Raw genomic sequence first — 20,326 nt, forward strand, 5'->3', positions numbered from 1 at the left:
GGCTGTGGCATACTTGCGCCTCGCGGCGATTCGTGGTCCCTCCTGCCGCGCCCCTGAACCGAATTCTCACGTCTTGGCCCGGGACTGGTCATGTGCATGTCGCACACGACACGGCCGAGACGTATCTGCGGAGACCGCATGACCCTCTTTTCCGAACTCGGCCTGCGTGCCGAACTGCTGCGTGCCGTCGAGGCCCAGGGCTACACCACCCCGACCCCGATCCAGCGCCAGGCCATTCCCGCCGTGCTCAAGGGCGGCGACCTGCTCGCCAGCGCCCAGACCGGCACCGGCAAGACCGCCGGCTTTACCCTGCCGATGCTGCAGCGCCTGGCCGACGGGCCGCGCCCCGGCCCGCGCCAGGTTCGCGCGCTGGTTCTGACCCCTACCCGCGAACTGGCCGCCCAGGTGGGCGAGAGCGTCGCCGACTACGGCCGCCACCTGACCCTGAAGAGCCACGTCATCTTCGGCGGCGTCGGCCAGCAGCCCCAGGTGGACGCCATCCGCCCCGGGCTCGACGTGCTGGTGGCGACCCCCGGACGCCTGCTCGACCTGCACCAGCAGAAGCACGTGGACCTCTCCCGGGTGGAGATCCTGGTGCTCGACGAAGCCGACCGCATGCTCGACATGGGCTTCATCCACGACATTCGCAAGGTGCTGCGGGTGCTGCCCGAGAAGCGCCAGAACCTGCTCTTCTCGGCCACCTTCTCCGACGAGATCCAGGCCCTGGCCGCCAAGCTGCTCGACAATCCCGAGAAGATCTCGGTGGCTCGCCGCAACACCACGGCGGAAACCGTCGACCAGGCGGTCTACCGCGTCGACCGGGAGAAGAAGCGCGACCTGCTGGCGCACCTGATCACCCGCCACGCCTGGCATCAGGTGCTGGTCTTCACGCGCACCAAGCATGGTGCCAACCGCCTGGCCGAGCAGCTCTCCAAGCAGGACATCCCGGCCATGGCGATCCATGGCAACAAGAGCCAGTCGGCACGCACCAAGGCGCTGGCGGCGTTCAAGAGCGGCGACCTGCAGGTGCTGGTGGCGACCGACATCGCCGCCCGCGGACTGGACATCAGCGAGCTGCCTCACGTGGTCAACTTCGAGCTGCCCAACGTCGCCGAGGACTACGTCCACCGCATCGGCCGCACCGGCCGTGCCGGCAGCGAGGGCCAGGCCGTTTCGCTCGTCTGCGTCGACGAGCACGGCCTGCTGAAGGGCATCGAGCGGTTGATCAAGCGCGATCTGGAGAAGCATATCGAGCCCGGCTTCGAGCCCGACCCGAACGCCAAGCCCGAGCCGATCGAGAACGGGCGCAACCGTCGCGGCGGCCGCCCGGCCCAGGGACGCGAGGGCAGCCGGGCTGGGCAGCGTTCCAGCGACGGCAACACGGCCGGCGGCGACGCCCAGGCACCGCGTCGTCGGCGCAGCCGCGGGCAGCGCACTCGCCGGGCCTGAGCAGCCTGCTCGAAGCGGGCTTGGAGGTTGGCGAGAAGTCCGGGATGGTATACGGTTTGACGGCTGGCGGATCCAACCCCGACACGCCGCAAGCCACTGATTCCCATCCCACCTCGCCGGGTGACGCAAGGAGACTCGAGCATGCTCAAATGGCTGACCGGAAAGCAACCGATTCCGGTCTGGGTCATCAAGCAGATCGATGACACCCTGCTGCATCTCTGCGGCCAGGGCAGCATCGAGCCTCACACCAGACGAAGCAGCGTCATCGAGCGCCTGCATGCCGGCGACTACGAAGGCGCCGTCAGCATGAATACCGGCGGCCTGGTCCTCAATGCTCGCCTGTTCGCCGCCCTGGTGCCTCTCGAGGCCCTGCAGCTGGACGCGCAGGGGCATGCCCACTGGAACGGACGCAGCTGGTACGTTGCCCAGGTGCCGCAGCGCTGCTGGACCTACGAAGGGCGCCTGGTTGCGCAGCGCCAGCTGCTCGGTAACCAGGAGCAGTTGATCAGCGTCGAGGACGTATCGGACATCCGTCGCCAGGTACAGGGCGCCACGGACCCCGCGCGTGTCAACTTCGATCCCCGCGGCGTGAACGAGCATCCCCTGCTCGCCCGCCGCGATGACCCCGAAACACCCACGCGGCACGACACCAGCAGGAGAACCGACAAGTGGCGAGGCCATGACGACTGACGCTCGAGCCGATTCCCGACGCGTTGTCCTGTTCCTGTTGCTGATGGTGCTGGTGGGCCTCAACCTGAGGCCCGCGCTCTCTTCGCTGGCCCCCCTGCTGCTGCGCATCCAGGCCGATACCGGGCTGACGCCGCTGGCCATCGGTGCCCTGACCACCCTGCCGGTCCTCTGCCTGGGTGTCTTCGCCCCGCTGGCTCCCTGGCTCGCCAAGCGCATGGGCCCCGAAAGGACCCTCGCCCTGGCGCTGGGCGTGCTGATCGTCGGCCTGCTGCTGCGCGGCCTCCCCGCGCTGGCGTCGCTGTTCGGCGGCACCCTGCTGGTGGGGGCTGCCATCGGCATCGCCGGCACCCTGTTGCCGGCACTGGTCAAGCGGGAACTGCCCGGCGGGGCGGACCTGATGACCGGGGTCTATACCATGGCCCTGTGCCTAGGGGGCGCCCTCGGCGCCGGCCTGAGCATCCCCCTGGCCGACCTGCTGGGGAACTGGCGCTTCAGCCTGGTCAGCTGGGGGCTGCTCGCCGCCCTGGCCCTGCTGGCCTGGCTGACCCTCATGCCGCGCACGCCGCGCGCCCTCGCCACGGCGCCCGCCGGCGGCAGCATGCGCGAACTGCTCGGCCAGCCGCTGGCCTGGCAGGTGATGCTGCTGATGGGTACCCAGTCCTCGCTCGCCTACATCGTCTTCGGCTGGCTGCCGACCCTGCTGCAGACACGCGGCTACAGTGAAGCCGAGGCCGGCTGGCTGATGGCGGCCTCGGTGATGGTGCAGCTGATCTCGGCGCTGGGTGCCCCCTGGCTGGCGCGCTTCGGCCGCGACCAGCGTCCCGCCCTGCTGCTGGTGCTTGGCTGCGTGGGGGCGGGCCTCTGGCTGCTGCTGCAGGCCGCTGCGAACTGGCGCTGGCCCGGGGTGGTGCTGCTCGGACTGGGCCAGGGCGGCAGCTTCAGCCTCGCCCTCACCCTGATCGTGCTGCGTACGGCCAATTCACGCCTGGCCGGCAAGCTCTCCGGCCTGGCCCAGGGTGGCGGCTACACCCTGGCGGCCATGGGCCCGCTGGCGGTGGGCATGCTGCTGCAGTTCGACGTCGGCACGCCCGCCATCACCTTCGTGCTGCTGCTGATCGTGGCGCTCGCGATCGCCTTTGCCCTCCTCGCCGGACGCAACCGTCGCCTGGACGTCGGCGAGGATGGTCGCCTCTTCGTCCGCTAGGCGTTTCCCCCCGACCCTTGACCCCGGTCATTACTGCCGGATGTCACCGGCGTGCTAGCCTTGCCTATACCACTCCTCCCCCCCACCAGGCGACGCTCGCGCATGCCAGACATCGTGTTTCGGTCCCGGGGCCTGAAGCGCTTCTACCTGATGGGAGAAGTGACCATCCAGGCGCTGCGTGGCGTCGACCTGGAGCTGTACCAGGGCGAACTGGTGGTGATGCTCGGCGCCTCGGGCTCGGGCAAGTCGACGCTGCTCAACATCCTCGGCGGCCTCGACAGCCCGAGCCAGGGCTCCCTCGTCTACTTCCCCGCTTCACGACGCCCCGCCGCTTCGCTGCCCGCGACCGAACCCCGCGAGCTCGACCTGGCGGCAGCCAGCCAGCGCGAGCTGACGCGCTTTCGCCGCCACCACGTGGGCTTCGTGTTCCAGTTCTACAACCTGATCTCGAGCCTCACCGCACGTGAGAACGTCGCCATCGTCACCGAGATCAGCCGCAACCCGCTGCCCCCCGAGGAGGCCCTGGCCCTGGTCGGCCTGGAGCATCGTCTCGACCACTTCCCCTCGCAGCTGTCGGGCGGCGAGCAGCAGCGGGTGGCCATCGCCCGCGCCGTGGCCAAGCAGCCCGACGTGCTGCTGTGCGACGAGCCCACCGGGGCCCTCGACTTCCAGACCGGCATCCGCGTGCTGGAGGTGCTCGAGAGGATCAATCGCGATACCGGCACCAGCGTGGCGATCATCACCCACAACGAGGTGATCGGCGACATGGCGGACCGCGTCATCCGCCTGCGGGACGGCAGGGTCGACCAGCTGCTGGTCAACGCCGCCCGCCGCAGCCCGCAGGCGCTGCGCTGGTAACGCTGCGATGCGAACACTCGACCGCAAGCTCTATCGCGACCTGTGGCGGCTCAAGGGGCAGGCACTGGCGATCGCCATGGTCATCGCCAGCGGCGTCATGACCCTGATTCTCTCCGTGACCACCCTGGAAGCCCTGTCCGGCGCCCGTGATCGCTTCTACGCCAGCCATCACTTCGCCGAGCTGTTCGTCGAGGTCAAGCGCGCGCCGCTGGGGAAGCTGGCGCAGCTCCAGCGGCTCGAGGGCGTCAACCTGATCGAGCCCAGGGTCCGCGCCACCGTGCGCCTGGCGGTTCCCGGCTACGGCGACCCCGTGCGCGGCCAGTTGCTGTCGCTGCCCGACGGGCGCCAGCCGCTGCTCAATCAGCTCCATCTGCTGGCGGGCAGCCTGCCGGAGGCCGGGCGCGACGACCAGGTGGTGGTGTCGGATGCCTTCGCCGAGGCCCATGGCCTGGCGCCCGGCGACCCGCTGGAAGCGATCATCAACGTCCGTCGCACTCGCCTGACGCTTGCCGGCGTGGCGCTGAGCCCGGAGTTCCTCTTTCAAGCCGCCCCCAGCGACCTGATGCCGGACTACCGCCGCTACGCCGTGCTGTGGATGAACGAGCGAGCGCTCTCGAGGGCATACGGCATGGAAGGGGCCTTCAACAGCCTGACGCTGACACTGCAGGCGGGAGCCCGCGAAGCGGACGTCATCGCGGCGCTCGACCTGGCCTTGGCGCACTATGGTGCACTCGGCGCCCAGCCACGCCACGACCAGCAGTCGCATCGCTTCATCGAGGAGGAGTTGAACCAGCAGCGCATCACGGCGGTCGTGCTGCCGGCGATCTTCCTGTCGGTGTCGGCCTTCCTGCTCAACGTCGTCATGGGACGCCTCATCCAGACCCAGCGCGAGCAGCTGGCGGTGCTCAAGGCCTTCGGCTACCGCAATAGCGAACTCGCTCGCCACTTCGGCCTGCTGGCGGCCTCGATCGTGCTTCTCGGCTGGGCGCTGGGCGTGGCGCTGGGGGCCTGGGCGGCGAGCGGCGTGGCGGGGGTCTACCGGGATTACTTCCGCTTCCCGGAGATGCGCTTCGGCGTGCCGCCCTGGGCACTCGCGCTGTCGCTGCTGGCGACCCTGGGCGCCGCCCTCTCCGGCACCTGGCACGCGGTGTGGCGGGCAGTCGGCCGACCGCCCGCCGAAGCCATGCGCCCCCCCGCGCCTCACCGCTTCCGCCACCATTGGCTGGAGCGCCTGGTTCCGGCGCTCCTGCTCGGCAACGAAGGGCGCATCGTGCTGCGCAACCTGGCCCGACAGCCGCTCAAGGCCGGCTTCTCCGTGCTGGGCATCGCGCTGTCGGCGGGGCTGTTGATGATCGGCGCCTACCAGCTCGCCGCGGTCGACCAGATGATCGACCAGCAGTACCGGGAGGTGCTGCAGATGGACGTCGAGCTCACCTTCAACGAGCCCGCCCCGGCCGGCGCCGCGGGGGAGCTGCGCCACCAGCCCGGCGTGCTCGCCGTGGAGACCTGGCGCCGGGTACCCGTGACCCTGATCCACGAGCACCGTCGGTACCGCACCAGCCTGCTGGGCATGGAGCCGACCCCGGGGCTGCGCCGGGTCCTCGACTCCAACGGACGCCCGCAGCAACTGCCCGAATCGGGGGTCATGCTGACGCGCCACCTGGCCAAGCTGCTCGACGCCAGGGTCGGCGACGAACTCGAAGTCGCCATCCTGGAGGGTCGACGCGAGCGCCGCACACTGCCGCTGGCGGCCCTGGTGGACGAGCCCCTGGGGGTGGGCGCCTATCTGCGCCGCGACACCCTCAACGCCCTGTTGCGCGAGGGTCCCTCCATCAGCGGCGCCTGGCTGCTGACCGACGCGTCGCGCACGGACGAACTGCATGCCGCGCTGTGGGAGATGCCCGCCGTGGCCGCCATCGGCCTGCTCTCCCAGGCCGAACGGGGCATTCGCGACTACATGGACGAGACCCTGCTGATGGTCGCGGCGATCTTCGTCGGCATCGCCTCCTCCATCGCGTTCGGCGTGGCCTACAACAACGCCCGCATCGCCTTTACCGAGCGCGCCCGGGAGCTGGCGACCCTGCAGGTGCTGGGCTACACGCGTGCAGAGGTGGCGCGAATCCTGCTTGGCGAGACGGCCCTGCTGACCCTGGCGGCGATCCCGCTGGGGTGGGCCATCGGCATCGTCTTCATCCGGCTCCTCCAGGGGGCATTCAGCAATGATCTCTACCGCATGCCGCTGGTCTTCACCCCGCAGATCTTCGGCTTCGCCGCCGCCGGCGTGATCGTCGCCTCACTGCTGGTTGGCGCCCTGATCTTCCGGCGTCTCGGCCGCCTCGACAAGCTGCGGGTCCTCAAGGCAGTCGAGTGAAGCACCATGACAAGCACAGCGGAGAAGGAACCATGAAGACACGCCCCACATGGCCCCGTCACCTGGCCTGGGCGACCCTGGGGCTCGGGCTGCTCGGGCTGCTGGGTTGGGCGCTACGCCCCTCGCCGGTGCCGGTCAGCGCGGCCCGGGTAACGGTGGGCCCGTTCGTCGACTCGGTCGTCGAGGAGGGGCGGACACGGCTGCGCGACACCTGGAATGTCTCGGCCCCCATCGACGGCTACCTGCAGCGAGTGGTCCTCGAGGAGGGTGACAGCGTCGAACAGGGCCAGACGCTGTTCCAGCTCGAGCCGAGCCCGGCGCCGGCGCTGGACGTACGCACCCGCCAGCAGGCCGAAGACAAGCTGCAGGCGGCCCAGGCCCGGCTGCAGGCCGCCCAGGCGAACCTCGACACGGCGCGCGCCGACCAGCGCTTTGCCGAGGCGGAATACGAGCGCTACCGCCAGCTGCACCAGCGCAACCTCATCTCCACCGCCGAACTGGAGCAGCGCCAGAACCAGCGCGACCGCCAGCGCGCCGTGGCCAGCTCCGCCGCCTCCGGCGTCGAGGTCGCGCGCTTCGAGGTGGAGAGCGCCCGGGCACTGCTCGCCGTGGCGAGCGGGCAGCGCAGCGAGCCGGACCAGCCCCAGCTGCGGGTCCGCGCCCCGGTCACCGGACTGGTGCTGAGCCGCTACCGCTGCTGCGAGGGCAGCGTCGCCGCCGGCGACCCGATTCTCGAGCTAGGCAGCCTCGATGACCTCGAGATCCAAGTCGACCTGCTCTCCATGGATGCCGTGAGGTTGCGCCCGGGAATGGCCGTGAACCTCACCGGCTGGGGTGGCGAGCCGCTGAGTGGCGAAGTCAGGCGCATTGCCCCTTCGGGCTTCACGCGCACCTCGGCGCTGGGGGTGGATGAACAGCGGGTACCGGTGATCGTGGACTTTGCCCGCGAGCTCGACCTGGCCGCGCTTGGCCTTGGCAGCGGCTTTCGCGTGGACGCCGAATTCCTGATCTGGTCCGCCGACGACATCCTGCAGATCCCCACCAGCGCGCTGTTTCGCCACCAGGGGGAGTGGACGGTCTACGTGATCGAGGAGCAGCGGGCCAGGCGTCGCCAGGTGGAACTGGGACGCCGCCACGGCCTCGTCTCCCAGGTGCTCGCGGGCCTCGCCGAGGGCGAGATGCTGATCACCCACCCCGGCGAACGGGTCGCCGAAGGTGTCCGGGTCCGGGTGGACGAGTGAGATCCCCGGCGACTCCCGGTATCATTGGCGATCGCTGCGCGCCACTCGGCGTCACCCCACAAGCCTCGCAGACAGGAACCTCCATGAACCAGTCTCCCTCAGCCGACCGCCCCGTGCTGGTGCTCTACACCGGCGGCACCCTGGGCATGGTGCCCAGCGCCGAAGGGCTGGCCCCGGGGGGCAATATCGAGCCGCGGCTGCGGCAGGCGCTGGCCAGCCTGCCGCCGAGCCGCCAGGCGCGCCTCCCTCGATTCAGCGTGCTTTCGACAAGCGCCCCCATCGACTCGAGCGCGGCCAGCCCGCGTGACTGGCAGCGGCTGGGCGCAACCATCGCCGGACACCTGAGCGATCATGCCGGCGTGGTCGTGCTGCATGGCACCGACACGCTCTCGTGGACCGCCTCTAGCCTGGCCTACCAGCTCCAGGGGCTGGATCGCCCCGTGGTCGTCACCGGCGCCATGCAGCCCCTCGAAGCGGAAGGCAGCGACGCGCTCGACAATCTCGAACTGGCCCTGCGCTACGCCGCCATGCCGGCGCTGCAGGAAGTTGCGGTGGCCTTCGCCGGCCGCCTGCTGCGCGGCGTGCGCACGCGCAAGACCCACAGCGAGGCCAGCGACGCCTTTGCCAGCCTCAACTACCCCGTACTGGGGGAGCGCATCGACGACGACGCGATCCTCTTCCCCGGGCGCGGCCTCGAGGCCCGGCAGCGCGGGGCCCCGCGCTTCGAACTCGCGGACTATTCGGTGCTGGCCGACGGTGGCGTGGTCCGGGTAGCGCTCTGGCCCGGGATCCAGGCCTGGCAACTGGCAGCCTGGCTCGACGACCCAAGGGTGCGCGGCGCGCTGCTGGAGGTATGGGGCGGAGGCAACGTCCCGCCGGACCCCGACCTGATCGGCGTGCTGGCCAAGGCGAGCGGCGAGGGCAAGCTGATCGCCGCCATCAGCCAGTGCCCCGTCGGCGGCATCGCCCCCGGCCACTACGCGGCCGGCCAGGGGCTGCTGCAGGCCGGGGTCCTGTCGGGAGACACCATGACCACCGAGGCGGCCATGGCCAAGCTGGTCCATCTCCTGGCGCAGCCCCTCGACGAACAGGAGCGCCGCCGACGCTTCCTCACCCCGCTGGTGGGCGAGCGCTGACCGCGATCCACGGCCCGCATGCCCAGCCGGCGGCTGACTTCCCGCGTCAGCCGGGTTAAGTTGACGGTAACGACGCTCAACCCAGGCGTAAGGAGTTGCGACATGGAGCACCCCGTGCACCCCTTCACCGAACTCTTCGAGCAGCTCGGCCTGCCCGCCGATGAAGCCTCGATCAAGGCCTTCCTCGAGCAGCACGCCCCGCTGCCCGCCACCATGGCGCTCCACGAGGCGCCCTTCTGGAGCCCTGCACAGGCGAAATTTCTCGAGGAGGCGCTGGAGGAGGACGCCGACTGGGCCGAGGTCGTCGACCATCTCGACGCATCGTTGAGGAAACGGTAGCGCCTCAAACGCTTGGTTGAATTCCGTTCTGCTAGGCTTGGCCGGGGACAACAAGAATCAGCAAGGGCGGGAAAAAATATGCCGATCGATAGGATATCGATAGCGGAATCTTCTGGCGTCGCCGGTCTCACCGAACTCCCACCCTTGCCCGACAACCTGCGCATGCGCCTGGCGGAGTGCCGCGCGCTGCCCAGCCTGCCGGCCGCCGCGGCGCGCGTGATCGCCATCGCGCGCTCCCCCGACCCGTGCCTGGCCGACTACGCCCGCACCATCGGCCAGGACCCCGCCCTCACCCTGCGACTCCTCTCCATGGCCAACAGCGCCGCCTATTCTCGGGGCGGGAACCCGGTCTCCACCTGCCTGGACGGCGTCTCGCGCATCGGCCTGGACGCAACCCTGGCGATCGCCTTGAGCTTCGGCCTTCCCCGTCCCGATGCCAGCGCCGTGCTCGACCACGAGTACCTGTGCCAGCGCGCCATCATCGCCGCCACCGCCACCCAGGAGCTGGCCCAGCATCTCTGCCCGCACGAGGCCCCGCTGCTGTTCACCACGGCGCTGCTGCAGGACATCGGCATTCTGGCCTTCGAGGCGCTGGATGGCGAAGCCTACGCCACGCATCTCCCCGACCTTCGCCACCACCAGCAGCTGAGCGAGGCCGAGCACGAGCGCTACGGCTGCGACCACGCCCTGGTGGGCGCCTGGCTGGCGGCCAGCTGGGGTGTGCCGGGCCCCATCGCGGCCGGCATCATCGACAGCCATGGCCCGCTGGCCGACGGCGATGCGCGCAAGCTCTGCCTGCGCCTCGCCTGCCGCATCGCCGACTGCTGGCTCGCCGCCGACTCGGCCTCCGCCTTCAGCGCCCTGCTGCGCCAGCTCGGCTCGATCGCCTCGCTGGACATCGTCATGCTGATGACGGTGATGCAGGAGCTGCAGCACCGCCTGCCCTCGCTGGCGCGCCTGTTCGAGATCACCTGCCCGCCGGCGATCAACAGCACGCTCCTGCTGGCCGAGGCCAAGGAGCTGCTGTTCGAGCAGAACCTGAAGATGACAATCCGGCTGGCCGAGCAGCAGCGGGAGCTGGAAGCGCTGCACGCCAGCCACGTGGTGCTGGACGAGCAGCACCGCACCGACCACCTCACCCAGCTGGCCAATCGACCCTGGCTGGAGAAGCGGCTCGACCAGCACTTCGAATGTGCCAGGCGCGCCCGGCAGCCGCTGTCGGTCATGTTCATCGACCTCGACCATTTCAAGCGGATCAACGACCGCTTCGGGCATCGATTCGGTGACGAGGTACTGATCCACTTCGCCGCCGCCCTCAACAACATGGTCCGCGAGAGCGATATCGCCGGGCGCTACGGCGGCGAGGAATTCCTGGTGATCATGCCCAACACGCGCCGTCAGCATGCCGGCATCCTGGCCGATCGCATCCGCGAGTACCTGGCCACCCAGCCCCTGGCCCAGGCAGACGGCCAGCCGCTCCACGTGACCGCCTCCATCGGCATCGCCGACCTGGAGGACGGCGACTTCGCGGATGCCACCGGCCTGGTCGACGCCGCCGACCAGGCCATGTACCGCGTCAAGCACGCTGGGCGTGACGGCGTGGCGCACTACCAGGAGCCGGACCCCACCGCCTAGCCGAGCTAGCCGTGGAGGTCGCGCATCAGCAGCGCAAACTCGATGCGCTCCGGCGCGATGCTCTCGCCCGGCACCGGGATCCGTACCACATGCCCCGACCCGGGCGCTGCCGATACCGACTCGCCGCGCTTGTTCTCGATGTGCTCGAGGGTGAAGCGCCGGTTGCCGCCGGGCAGCATCAGTTCCATGCCGTTGCCGGTCTCGAAGCGATTCTTGACGTCCACTTCCAGCACGCCGCTATCCGGGTCGTAGCCGATCACCTCGCCGACGAACTGCTGGTGCACGCCGACCGAGTTGCCGCGCTCGTAGTTCTGGTATTCGTCGTGCACGTGACGGCGATAGAAGCCCTCGGTGTAGCCGCGGTTGGCCAGGTTGTCGAGCTCGTCCATCAGGCGCATGTCGAAGGGGCGTCCGGCCACGGCGTCGTCGATGGCACGGCGATAGACCTGGGCGGTGCGCGCGACGTAGTAGTGCGACTTGGTGCGCCCCTCGATCTTGAGCGAGGTGACGCCCATTTCGGTGAGCCTGGGCACGTGCTGCACGGCGCGCAGGTCCTTGGAGTTCATGATGTAGGTGCCGTGCTCGTCCTCGAAGATCGGCATCAGCTCGCCCGGCCGGGTGGCGTCCTCGATCAGCGCAGAGAGCTCGTCCTGCCCCTCGACGCCGCCGGCGGTGGCCGTGCTGTGGGTGGTACTGCCGCCACCCGACGCGATCAGCCCGCCCTGGCCGGGCGTCCACACGCCGCTCGCCGCGTGGGCCGCCGCCGAGTTGGCCGGCACCAGGTCGCCGGTCTCGTCCCGGGCCGCGGCCACGGTGTTGTATTGCCAGCGGCAGGCGTTGGTGCAGGTGCCCTGGTTGGGATCGCGGTGGTTGAAGTAACCGGAAAGCAGGCAGCGCCCCGAATAGGCGATGCACAGCGCGCCGTGGACAAAGGTCTCGATCTCCAGCTCGGGGCACTCGGCGCGGATCTCGGCGATCTCCTCCAGCGACAACTCCCGCGACAGGATGATGCGGCTGATGCCCTGCCTGTACCAGAACTTCGCCGCCGCCCAGTTGACCACGTTGGACTGCACCGAGAGGTGGATCACCTGCTCGGGCCAGCGCTCGCGGATCATCATGATCAGCCCAGGGTCCGACATGATCAGCGCATCGGGGCCGGCCTCGATGACCGGCTCCATGTCGCGCAGGTAGGTCTTGAGCTTGCTGTTGTGCGGCGCGATGTTGGAGGCCACGTAGAACTGCCTGCCCCGCTCGTGGGCGTAGGCGATCCCGCGATGCAGGTTATCGAGCTTGAAGTCGTTGTTGCGCACGCGCAGCGAATAGCGCGGCTGGCCGGCATAGACCGCGTCGGCGCCGTAGGCGAACGCATAGCGCATGTTCTTGAACGTCCCCGCCGGGGAGAGCAGTTCGGGAGCTTTCATTTGGAGTCACCGTTTTCAGGACGATGGCGAGTCACTGCCTGAAAACTGGCTGTGCTCGGCCATGAGGCGTTGAAAATCGACTCAAGGCACTCGTTTACGTCCCGTAAACTCCGTCCTTTCGTCGATGTTTGCCTTGCCCGGCCGTCGCTCGCCGACGTTTCAGACAGCGCCTGGGCGCTGATATGGGGCCGTATTATAACAGCACGGGCACCTCGCCAGCACCACCAGGCCACGTGCACTTGTCTTTCCGGTCAAGTAGAATGGCGCGCGCCGGACCGGATCCCGGCGCCCGCCCCAGGCGGGAAAGACAAATTCTCCGACCCAGAGTGCCAACATGTCCAATGTTTCTCCCACTGCCACCGTGGTGATCTACTCCGGCGGCATGGATTCCTACACCGTCCTTCACCGCGCCCTGCGCGAGGGGATCGAGGTCGTCGCCCTCTCCTTCGACTACGGCCAGCGCCATGCCCGCGAGCTCGAAGTGGCCGCCAGGGTCTGCCGCACGCACGGCGTAACCCACCAGGTGGCCGACATCCGCGCCATTCATGGCCTGATCGACAACTCGGCGCTGACCGACGCCGGCCGCGACATGCCCGAAGGCAACTACGGCGAGGAGAACCTGGCCGCCACAGTCGTGCCCAACCGCAACATGATCCTGCTCTCGCTGGCCATCGCCAAGGCGGTGAACATCGGCGCAGGCAGGGTCGACTACGGCGCCCACGGTGGCGACCACGTGCTCTACCCCGACTGTCGCCCCGAGTTCGTCGAGGCCATGAACAGGGTGGCCGGTATCGCCAACTTCGCGCCGGTCGAGCTCCATGCGCCCTACCTACGCTCGAGCAAGGCCGAGATCCTCGCCGACGGCCTCGCCATGGGCCTCGACTACGCCGACACCTGGACCTGCTACCGCGGCGAGCGGCTGGCCTGCGGCCGCTGCGGCAGTTGCCGCGAACGCCTCGCCGCCTTCGCCGCCAACGGCGTGTGCGACCCGCTGGCCTATGCCGACGATGCCCCGCGTCCCGACCTGTCGACTCGTGGAGGGGCGTGATGTATCACGTCAAGGAAGCCTTCTACTCGCTGCAGGGCGAAGGCGCGCGGGCCGGACGCGCCAGCGTCTTCTGTCGCTTCAGCGGCTGCAACCTCTGGTCGGGCCGCGAACGGGATCGAGACAGCGCCGCCTGTCGATTCTGCGATACCGATTTCGTCGGCACCGACGGGCAGCACGGCGGACGCTTCGGTGCCGCCGCCGACCTGGCCGCTCACCTGGAGGGGCTGTGGCCCGGGGAGAGTGACGGTGCGGCGCCCTACGTCGTGTTCACCGGCGGCGAGCCGCTGCTGCAGCTCGACGAGGCGCTGATCGACGCCATGCACGCACGGGGCTTCGAGGTGGCGGTGGAGACCAACGGCACCCTGCCCGCTCCCGCCGGCATCGACTGGCTGTGCGTCAGCCCCAAGGCCGCCGCGTCGCTGGCGCTGACCCGCGGTGACGAGCTCAAGCTGGTCTATCCGCAGGCGGAGGCGCCGCCGGAGCGTTTCACCGGGCTCGACTTCCGCTACTTCTTCCTGCAGCCCATGGACACCACGGCGCTGGCCGATGACGCCCAACACCTGGAAGCGACCGTGGCTTACTGCCTGGCCCACCCGCGCTGGCGCCTGTCGCTGCAAACCCACAAGATCACGGGAATCGACTGATGACCCTTTTCGTCAACCGGCTGACCCAGCTCGACGCCTCCCTCTGGTGCCCGCAGCGCGGCCTGGTCGGCGTCAGTTGGTTGGTCGACGCCGAACTCGATGGGGAGCTCGGTGAGGATGGCATGCTGTTCGACTTCGGCGAGGTCAAGCCGTGGATCAAGTCGCGGCTGGATGCCGGCGCCGACCACACGCTGCTGGTCCCGACGCGGGCTGCCGGCGTCTCTGTCGCGGAATGCAGCGAGGGGATCTGCGTCCGCACGTCGCTGCCCTACACTCTCGAGGTGCGCGCCCCGCGCCAGGCCTTCACCCTGCTGCCCTGGGCCGAGATCACCCCCGAGCGGCTGGCCGAATCCCTGGCCCGCGAGCTGATGAAGCGCCCGCCGCCCCGCGTCAGCGACATTCGTCTGCGCCTGCGCCGGGAAGCCATCGACGGTGCCGCCTACACCTACAGCCACGGCCTCAGGCACCACAGCGGCAACTGCCAGCGCATCGCCCATGGCCATCGCTCGCGCCTGCATATCTGGCAGCGCGGCGAGCGCTGCCCGGCGCTGGAGGCCCAGTGGGCCGACTACCTGAATGATCGCTACCTGGTCGACCGGGCCGACATCGTCGAGCAGGCCGAACCCGAGTTCGTTCCCAGCCTGACCAGCCGCTACCGCGCCGAACAGGGGCGTTTCCAGCTACGGCTGCCGCTGGAGCGCTGCGTCGCGCTCGATTCACCGACCACGGTCGAGCACATCGCCCGCTGGCTGGCACAGCGCATCGCCGAGGAAACGGGCAAGCCTACCCGGGTGCAAGCCTTCGAGGGCATCGACAAGGGGGCGATTGCGGAGGCGCGGCCATGAATCCCAAGGGGGCACGGGATGGCAAGGCAGGCCCTCCGTTGCTCGAGCGGGAAGGCTGCCGCCCCGGCTGCGGCGCCTGTTGCATCGCCCCTTCGATCAGCTCGCCGATCCCCGGCATGCCTCGCGGCAAGCCGGCCGGCGTCCGCTGCGTACAGCTCGATGGGAACAACCTCTGCCGCCTGTTCGGCGACCCCCGCCGTCCCGCGGTTTGCGAGCGCTTCGCCTTCGACCGCGAACTGTGCGGCGAGGACCGCCGCCAGGCGCTGGAGCGCATCGCGCTCCTCGAGCGCGGCACCTGCGCCTGAGCGGCTCAGCCGTTGCCGACGGCGATGCGGCCTGTCGCCGTGCTCACCACCGTCAGCTGGCGATCGAGCAGCATGCGCCAGCGGATCAGCACCGGGGCGTCGCTGTGGCTCACGCTGTCGAGCAGAATACGGAACTGGTCGCGCACGCTCTCGTCCTGGGGGTCGACCAGCGTCAGCCAGGCCTCGAGGGCGCCCAGTTCCTGATGACGGTTCTCGTGCAGGCGGGCGCACTCCAGCGACTGCTCGACCAGCAGCCGAACCTCGCCTGCCGGGCGCCCGAGGCGATGGCGCACGCGTGCCAGCTGCACCGCCAGCTCGGAGACGAACAGGGTGCTGCGCTCGCGGGCGATCATCAGGCACTGGTCCAGGTAATCCTCGGCACGCGGCAGTTCGTCCAGTGCCAGGCAGGCGTCGCTGTACCACAGGGTGGGGCGATGGTAGCGGTCACGGCCGGTGATCTCGCCCAGCTCCTCCTGGGCCAGTTCCATCTTCGTCAGGCCGTCCCGATCGCCTGACAGCGCCTGGCGCCAACCCAGGATGGCCTGTGCCGACACCTGCCACAGGTGCAGGTCGGGCGTCTCGGTCATGGCCACCGCCTGTTCGGCTCGGCGCGCCGCCAGGTGCACGTGGCCGAGCTGACGGTAGAGCGCCGCGGCGAACAGCAGCGCCATGGCCAGCGAACTGGGATGACCGATACGCTCGGCGAGGCGAATCGCCGCCTCGACCTGCTGCTCGGCACGGCGATAGTCGCCGCGCAGGCAGATCGCCCAGCCCTGGAAGCAGGCCGCGGCCACCTGGGGGTGCTCGGAGAACGGCAGCCACTCGATGAGCATCGGCTGCTCCAGCGGCGCGATCTCGTCGAGGTGCTCGAATGCCTGCCGGATACGCCCCGCCCAGTACTCGCAGTTGGCCCTGGCATAGTCGGCGAGGCGCTGATAGCGCGGGTCCTCGAGGCGCCCGGCGATGGAAGCCAGGCTGGCGGCGAGCGAGAAGGCGTCGGCATGGGCGTGGCGCTGGCTGCAGCCTACCCACAGCCCCCACTTGACCAGGAAGGCCTGTTCGAGGTCCTCGGCGTCCTCGGCATGGCAGCCACCATGCTCCACCAGTAGCTCGCGGGCGCGCACGAAGCTCTCGTGGGCGGTCGGCGAACCGTGGCCCTCGAGCGCGAAGGCGGCCTGGCCGCGCACGGTCAGCAGGCTGATCTCGCGCTCCTCCTGGCCTTCCACGTGGCGCAGGCTGGCCAGGCCGAAGTCGGCCATCTTCAGTGCGGTACGGTTGGCGCTGACCTTCAGCGCCTCGCGCGCCGCCAGTTCGAAGTAGCGCGCCCCGCGAGCGTAGTGGCCGCTGCGCCGCAGGTGGGTGGCGAAATCGCCCGGATGCCGGCCGATCCACATCGGGAAGCGCTCCTCGATCAGGCTGACGACCTGACGATGGATGCGCACGCGCACGTCGCGGGGACAGGAAAGATAGGCAGCCTCCTGCAGCAGCTGATGGCTGAACTGGTACTCGCGACAGCCCCCCTCGCCTCCGGCGGTCTCGATGATCTCGAGACGGCGCATCTGCTCCAGGGCACGGTTGAGCTGGGCCATCTCCCAGCCGCTGCACTCGGCGAGGAAGTCGAGGCGGAAGCGACGCCCCAGCACGGCCGCCACGTGCGCGACCTCGCGATCGCCGTCGAGCTGGTCGATGCGTCCGGCGAGCAGGCCGAGCAGGCCACGGGGCAACTCATCAAGGTGAACGCTGCGCCCTTCGCGCCGATCCATCTCCAGACGCCGGCAGATCTCCTGCATGTAGAGCGGTACGCCATCGCAGCGCTCGATGATCTGGCCCCGCAGGCGCGGGCTGAGGTGCAGCCGGTAGCGCCTGGCAAGCTGCGACAGCAGCCGTGACGACTGCATCGCATCGAGATGGCTCAGGGTGACCTGCTGGTCCCAGTGCAGGCGCGTGGGCAGGGTCTCGCGGCCATGGTGGCTGGCCACCAGCAGGAAGGCGCAGTTGATCGGCAGGCGCGCCTGAAGTCCCGCCAGCACCCGGAAAGACGGCTCGTCGAGCCACTGCAGGTCGTCGATCATCAGCACCTGGGTACGCTCGACGGCCTGGCGCTCGATGGCACGACACAGCAGCGCCACGACCAGGTCGACCGCCTCGCCGCTCTTGGCCAGCTGCGCCACCTCGGGCGATTCCCTGACGCCCAGCGCCTCCTCCAGCAGCCCCAGCTGCTCCGGGCTCAGCGCGAGCTCACAGCGCTTGAGCAGCTCCTCGAGGCCCGGCTTGTCTAGCTTGCCGTCGAGCCGCCAGCGCAGCAGCGTGCGGGCGACCCCGTAGGGCTCCAGTACCGACAACCGCGTGGTGGGCTGCCAGCAGATGGCGGCGTCTCGGCTCAGCTCGAGCTGGCGGAAGCCGACCATCAGCGCCGACTTGCCCATGCCCGAGGCGCCCCTGACCAGCACGCTCTGGCGCAGGCCGATGCCGGCTCGCGCCAGCGCGTCGCGGAGTACACGCAGCGACGCCTCGCGGCCGACCAGGCTCGGCGGCATGGCGTCTCGACCGCCCTCGTTGTGGCCCAGCACCAGGGCGCGCAGCCGCACCCGGCCGTCGCTCGCCACCAGCCGCGAGGAGAGCCGCGGCTGCAGGTCCAGCGCCGGCGGCATGTGCTGGCTGGCCTCCTGCGAGATGACCAGCTCGCTGCCTTCGGCGGCACTCATCAGGTCAAGCGCGCCCTGGGTCACCTGGCCCAGCGGGTCGACCAACTGGCGCTCGGGCAGATAGACCACCCGGCCGCTGTTGAGGCCCGCTGCCAGCTCGATGCTCGGCGCTTCCTCCTCGCCGCTCCAGTGCCGCGCCACCTCGTCGGGGAGCACGCGCCGGCAGTGTTCGTACAGCGCCACCAGCTCGGCCAGCTGATGGGCCGGGCCGTGGGTGCCGAAGCAGGCCAGGCCCAGGCCACCGGTGGCCCCGGGTAGCCAGAAACCGCCCAGGTGATGGCACTGCTGCTCCAGCCAGCGCATCAGCTCGATCTGCAGGGCCAGGCAGGCGCGGATCTCGTCGCGGGCCGAGAACTCCCCCTTGACGCGCAGACGGATCGCCATCACCGAAAGCTGGCGCTGCTCGATCTCGTCCTCGCGCAGCGGCGAGCTGCCCGCCGCCAGCGTGCGCGAGAAAGCCCCCTGGGGCGACAGGCTCTGCAGATCGGGCGCACCGTCCGACCAGTAGCGTGCCAGTTGCAGGAAGTTCGGCTCGGGCTGCTGGCCCGAGAGCGCCAGCAGCTGCAGGTAGGCGTTGTACTGCTCGTGGGCGGCGGCCAGCTGGCCCTGCTCGGCGAGCTGGCGCACCAGCCGCTCGTGGAACGGCCCGTAGCCCGAGAAGCGGCTGACCAGGGTCTGCAGCAGCGTGTCGGGCACGTCCTCGTTGCGTTCCAGGACGCCCTCGGCGAAGCGGATCACCCGCTGGCGCCATTCATTGCGCAGCTGTACCAGCCAGCGCTGGAATTCGGTGCAGGCGGGCAGCTGCAGCTCCTCCACCAGGTCGCCTCGATAGCGTCGCAGCAGCTGTTCGAGCGTCGTGACGTCCTGTGTGCCCTCCAGCAGTTGCTGGAGCTCGTGCAGGTCGAAGCGCCAGCGCTCGGGGCGGCGGAAGGCGATGGTCTGGCGTGACACGACCAGCACGCGCTCGGCCTCCTCGCCCAGCGACTGGCGCAGGCAGTGAAGCGCATGGCGCAGGTTGGTGCGCCCCGAGGAGAGCCCCTGGTCGGGCCAGAGCAGCTCGGCGAGACTCGCTCGGTTGACCGGCTGATGATGCAACAGCAGGTAGACCAGCAGCGCCTTGACCTTGTCATAGCTGAACTGGGTCAGTACATCATCGCCCAGAGCCAGCGAAAACTGGCCGAACAGCGCCAGGTGATCCCCTTCGTCACTGTTATGCTCGGTTACTGAAGCGTCCTGCATGACGGAACCCTGCATGGCAAGTGGCGGCGTCAGGCTGGCACGCCACTATGGAAACGAAACGCCGTGTCCGGCGTGACTATTAGTTGTGCTTCGCATTCGGCAAAGAAATCCACTCGCTTGTCAATGGCTTCCGACGAAAGATACCGCGCCAGCATGAGGTAGTCTTCGTAGTGCCGGCCTTCCGACTTCACCAGCGAGCGATAGAAGCGGGCCAGTTCGGCGTCCAGGTGCGGAATCAGCCTGGCGAAGCGTTCGCAGCTTCTCGCCTCGATGAAGGCCCCTATGATGAGAATATCGACAAGTCGCTCGGGATCTTGAGGGCGAAGGTGGCGGCGAAGCCCTTCGGCATAGCGCGAGGCGGTTAGGTGGCGGTATTCGATGCCCCTCGCCTCCATCAGCTTGACCACCTGTTCGAAGTGCAGCAGCTCCTCGCGCGCCAGCTGCGACATCTTGGTCAACAGCAGCGGCTGGTCGACGTAGCGATAGAGCAGGCTCATGGCGGTCGAGGCGGCCTTCTTCTCGCACTGGGCGTGATCGATCAACAGCAGTTCGGGGTTGTCCAGGGCCCATTCGACCCAGGCGTCGGGCGTGGGGCAGGCGAGAAAGGCGAGCAGGTCTGGGGGCAGCTCGACGTCGTGGCGGGTCGCTTCGATGGTTTCAGGCATGGTTCAGGCTCGGCATTCGGTATCGTGCAGTCAACGGCCGGGGAGCGGCAGAGGGTCCGTGTGTCGACGTTCACTCGCCGCCGCCAGCAGCTGCTCGCTGAGTCGCGCATGCAGCTCGGCAGCGCCGAGCCCCGCCACACCCTCCTGCGGTGCCAGGCCGTAGCGAGGCAGCTCGCGGATACGGTCGCGACCGACCCGCAGCAGCTCCACCGCGCGTGACAACGGCGGCTGCTCGGGGCGAAAGCGAATACGGTGATGACGCAACTGCGCTTCGAGGCGGGCTTCGTCAGTGACACGCAGAAAGCGCGCGGCGACCCGCTCGCGCAGGGCATCCAGCTGCGCGATGCGATGACTCCGTTGTTCGGTGGAAAGGGCCATCCACGCGCAGATCTCGTCGTCCGTTCGCTGACAGCCCCGGCACACCGGATCGCCCAGCGTCGTCGAACAGAGCCCCACGCAGGGCGAGGCGATACGAGCGCACATCCCACTCTCCCCTCTGGTCGTTCGGTCAATGGTAACGCACCCCCGCCG

General features: G+C 69.2%; 17 protein-coding genes. 13 read left to right on the forward strand and 4 right to left on the reverse strand.

The features are described 5' to 3' along the window. Positions 1–138: 138 nt before the first annotated feature. From DIS04_RS01960 to DIS04_RS02000, 9 genes are all read left to right on the forward strand, one after another. Positions 139–1,449 (forward strand): DEAD/DEAH box helicase, encoded by a 1,311-nt coding sequence (locus DIS04_RS01960; RefSeq protein WP_111412035.1) that lies wholly within the window; start codon positions 139–141, stop codon positions 1,447–1,449. Positions 1,450–1,590: 141 nt separating this feature from the next. Further along, on the forward strand, positions 1,591–2,139 hold the full coding sequence (locus DIS04_RS01965) for a hypothetical protein (protein WP_111412036.1): 549 nt from the start codon (positions 1,591–1,593) through the stop codon (positions 2,137–2,139). Beyond that, positions 2,129–3,343 (forward strand): MFS transporter, encoded by a 1,215-nt coding sequence (locus DIS04_RS01970; RefSeq protein WP_111412037.1) that lies wholly within the window; start codon positions 2,129–2,131, stop codon positions 3,341–3,343. Before DIS04_RS01965 ends, DIS04_RS01970 begins: the two co-directional genes overlap by 11 nt. 102 nt (positions 3,344–3,445) lie before the next feature. Further along, positions 3,446–4,201, forward strand: a complete 756-nt coding sequence (locus DIS04_RS01975; RefSeq protein ID WP_111412038.1) for an ABC transporter ATP-binding protein — start codon at positions 3,446–3,448, stop codon at positions 4,199–4,201. 7 nt (positions 4,202–4,208) lie between these two features. Further along, complete coding sequence (locus DIS04_RS01980) at positions 4,209–6,572, forward strand: ABC transporter permease (RefSeq protein ID WP_111412039.1); 2,364 nt, start codon at positions 4,209–4,211, stop codon at positions 6,570–6,572. A gap of 32 nt (positions 6,573–6,604) precedes the next feature. Then, positions 6,605–7,813, forward strand: coding sequence for an efflux RND transporter periplasmic adaptor subunit (locus DIS04_RS01985; RefSeq protein ID WP_111412040.1), 1,209 nt, complete (start codon positions 6,605–6,607; stop codon positions 7,811–7,813). Between the two features lie 83 nt (positions 7,814–7,896). Next, positions 7,897–8,949, forward strand: coding sequence for an asparaginase (locus DIS04_RS01990; protein ID WP_111412041.1), 1,053 nt, complete (start codon positions 7,897–7,899; stop codon positions 8,947–8,949). A 102-nt stretch (positions 8,950–9,051) separates the two neighbouring features. Continuing rightward, positions 9,052–9,288, forward strand: coding sequence for a DUF2789 domain-containing protein (locus DIS04_RS01995; protein WP_111412042.1), 237 nt, complete (start codon positions 9,052–9,054; stop codon positions 9,286–9,288). Positions 9,289–9,432: 144 nt separating this feature from the next. Then, positions 9,433–10,923, forward strand: coding sequence for a sensor domain-containing diguanylate cyclase (locus DIS04_RS02000; RefSeq protein WP_162623004.1), 1,491 nt, complete (start codon positions 9,433–9,435; stop codon positions 10,921–10,923). Positions 10,924–10,928: 5 nt separating this feature from the next. Here the strand turns inward: DIS04_RS02000 and trhP are convergent, their stop codons facing one another. Next, positions 10,929–12,344: a prephenate-dependent tRNA uridine(34) hydroxylase TrhP gene (trhP, locus tag DIS04_RS02005; RefSeq protein ID WP_111412044.1), complete on the reverse strand. Its 1,416-nt coding sequence runs from the start codon at positions 12,342–12,344 to the stop codon at positions 10,929–10,931. A gap of 334 nt (positions 12,345–12,678) precedes the next feature. Between trhP and queC the strand changes: the two genes are divergently transcribed. The 4 genes from queC to DIS04_RS02025 are packed head-to-tail and all read left to right on the forward strand — an operon-like array spanning position 12,679 to position 15,186. Further along, on the forward strand, positions 12,679–13,392 hold the full coding sequence (gene queC / locus DIS04_RS02010) for a 7-cyano-7-deazaguanine synthase QueC (protein ID WP_111412045.1): 714 nt from the start codon (positions 12,679–12,681) through the stop codon (positions 13,390–13,392). Continuing rightward, positions 13,392–14,036 (forward strand): 7-carboxy-7-deazaguanine synthase, encoded by a 645-nt coding sequence (gene queE / locus DIS04_RS02015; protein WP_111412046.1) that lies wholly within the window; start codon positions 13,392–13,394, stop codon positions 14,034–14,036. Before queC ends, queE begins: the two co-directional genes overlap by 1 nt. Beyond that, positions 14,036–14,881, forward strand: a complete 846-nt coding sequence (locus DIS04_RS02020; RefSeq protein WP_111412047.1) for a 6-carboxytetrahydropterin synthase — start codon at positions 14,036–14,038, stop codon at positions 14,879–14,881. Before queE ends, DIS04_RS02020 begins: the two co-directional genes overlap by 1 nt. Continuing rightward, complete coding sequence (locus tag DIS04_RS02025) at positions 14,878–15,186, forward strand: YkgJ family cysteine cluster protein (protein ID WP_111412048.1); 309 nt, start codon at positions 14,878–14,880, stop codon at positions 15,184–15,186. The genes DIS04_RS02020 and DIS04_RS02025 overlap by 4 nt, the downstream gene beginning before the upstream one ends. Positions 15,187–15,191: 5 nt before the next feature. Here DIS04_RS02025 and DIS04_RS02030 read toward each other — a convergent pair whose 3' ends face one another. From DIS04_RS02030 to DIS04_RS02040, 3 genes are read right to left on the reverse strand one after another with little or no spacing between them, the layout of a single operon-like run. Further along, complete coding sequence (locus DIS04_RS02030) at positions 15,192–19,130, reverse strand: ATP-binding protein (RefSeq protein ID WP_111412049.1); 3,939 nt, start codon at positions 19,128–19,130, stop codon at positions 15,192–15,194. 29 nt (positions 19,131–19,159) lie between these two features. Next, positions 19,160–19,795: a MiaE family protein gene (locus DIS04_RS02035; RefSeq protein WP_111412050.1), complete on the reverse strand. Its 636-nt coding sequence runs from the start codon at positions 19,793–19,795 to the stop codon at positions 19,160–19,162. 30 nt (positions 19,796–19,825) lie between these two features. Beyond that, positions 19,826–20,278 (reverse strand): DUF1289 domain-containing protein, encoded by a 453-nt coding sequence (locus DIS04_RS02040; RefSeq protein WP_111412051.1) that lies wholly within the window; start codon positions 20,276–20,278, stop codon positions 19,826–19,828. Positions 20,279–20,326 lie beyond the last annotated feature (48 nt).

This window comes from Billgrantia lactosivorans, from assembly GCF_003254665.1.
Classification (GTDB): Bacteria; Pseudomonadota; Gammaproteobacteria; order Pseudomonadales; family Halomonadaceae; genus Halomonas; species Halomonas lactosivorans.

Bases quoted from the DNA above. Each gene is read 5' to 3' on its own strand.
- DIS04_RS01960 (WP_111412035.1), top strand. From the start codon at position 139: ATGACCCTCTTTTCCGAACTCGGCCTGCGTGCCGAACTGCTGCGTGCC.
- DIS04_RS01965 (WP_111412036.1), top strand. From the start codon at position 1,591: ATGCTCAAATGGCTGACCGGAAAGCAACCGATTCCGGTCTGGGTCATC.
- DIS04_RS01970 (WP_111412037.1), top strand. From the start codon at position 2,129: ATGACGACTGACGCTCGAGCCGATTCCCGACGCGTTGTCCTGTTCCTG.
- DIS04_RS01975 (WP_111412038.1), top strand. From the start codon at position 3,446: ATGCCAGACATCGTGTTTCGGTCCCGGGGCCTGAAGCGCTTCTACCTG.
- DIS04_RS01980 (WP_111412039.1), top strand. From the start codon at position 4,209: ATGCGAACACTCGACCGCAAGCTCTATCGCGACCTGTGGCGGCTCAAG.
- DIS04_RS01985 (WP_111412040.1), top strand. From the start codon at position 6,605: ATGAAGACACGCCCCACATGGCCCCGTCACCTGGCCTGGGCGACCCTG.
- DIS04_RS01990 (WP_111412041.1), top strand. From the start codon at position 7,897: ATGAACCAGTCTCCCTCAGCCGACCGCCCCGTGCTGGTGCTCTACACC.
- DIS04_RS01995 (WP_111412042.1), top strand. From the start codon at position 9,052: ATGGAGCACCCCGTGCACCCCTTCACCGAACTCTTCGAGCAGCTCGGC.
- trhP (WP_111412044.1), bottom strand. From the start codon at position 12,344: ATGAAAGCTCCCGAACTGCTCTCCCCGGCGGGGACGTTCAAGAACATG.
- queC (WP_111412045.1), top strand. From the start codon at position 12,679: ATGTCCAATGTTTCTCCCACTGCCACCGTGGTGATCTACTCCGGCGGC.
- queE (WP_111412046.1), top strand. From the start codon at position 13,392: ATGTATCACGTCAAGGAAGCCTTCTACTCGCTGCAGGGCGAAGGCGCG.
- DIS04_RS02020 (WP_111412047.1), top strand. From the start codon at position 14,036: ATGACCCTTTTCGTCAACCGGCTGACCCAGCTCGACGCCTCCCTCTGG.
- DIS04_RS02025 (WP_111412048.1), top strand. From the start codon at position 14,878: ATGAATCCCAAGGGGGCACGGGATGGCAAGGCAGGCCCTCCGTTGCTC.
- DIS04_RS02030 (WP_111412049.1), bottom strand. From the start codon at position 19,130: ATGCAGGACGCTTCAGTAACCGAGCATAACAGTGACGAAGGGGATCAC.
- DIS04_RS02035 (WP_111412050.1), bottom strand. From the start codon at position 19,795: ATGCCTGAAACCATCGAAGCGACCCGCCACGACGTCGAGCTGCCCCCA.
- DIS04_RS02040 (WP_111412051.1), bottom strand. From the start codon at position 20,278: ATGTGCGCTCGTATCGCCTCGCCCTGCGTGGGGCTCTGTTCGACGACG.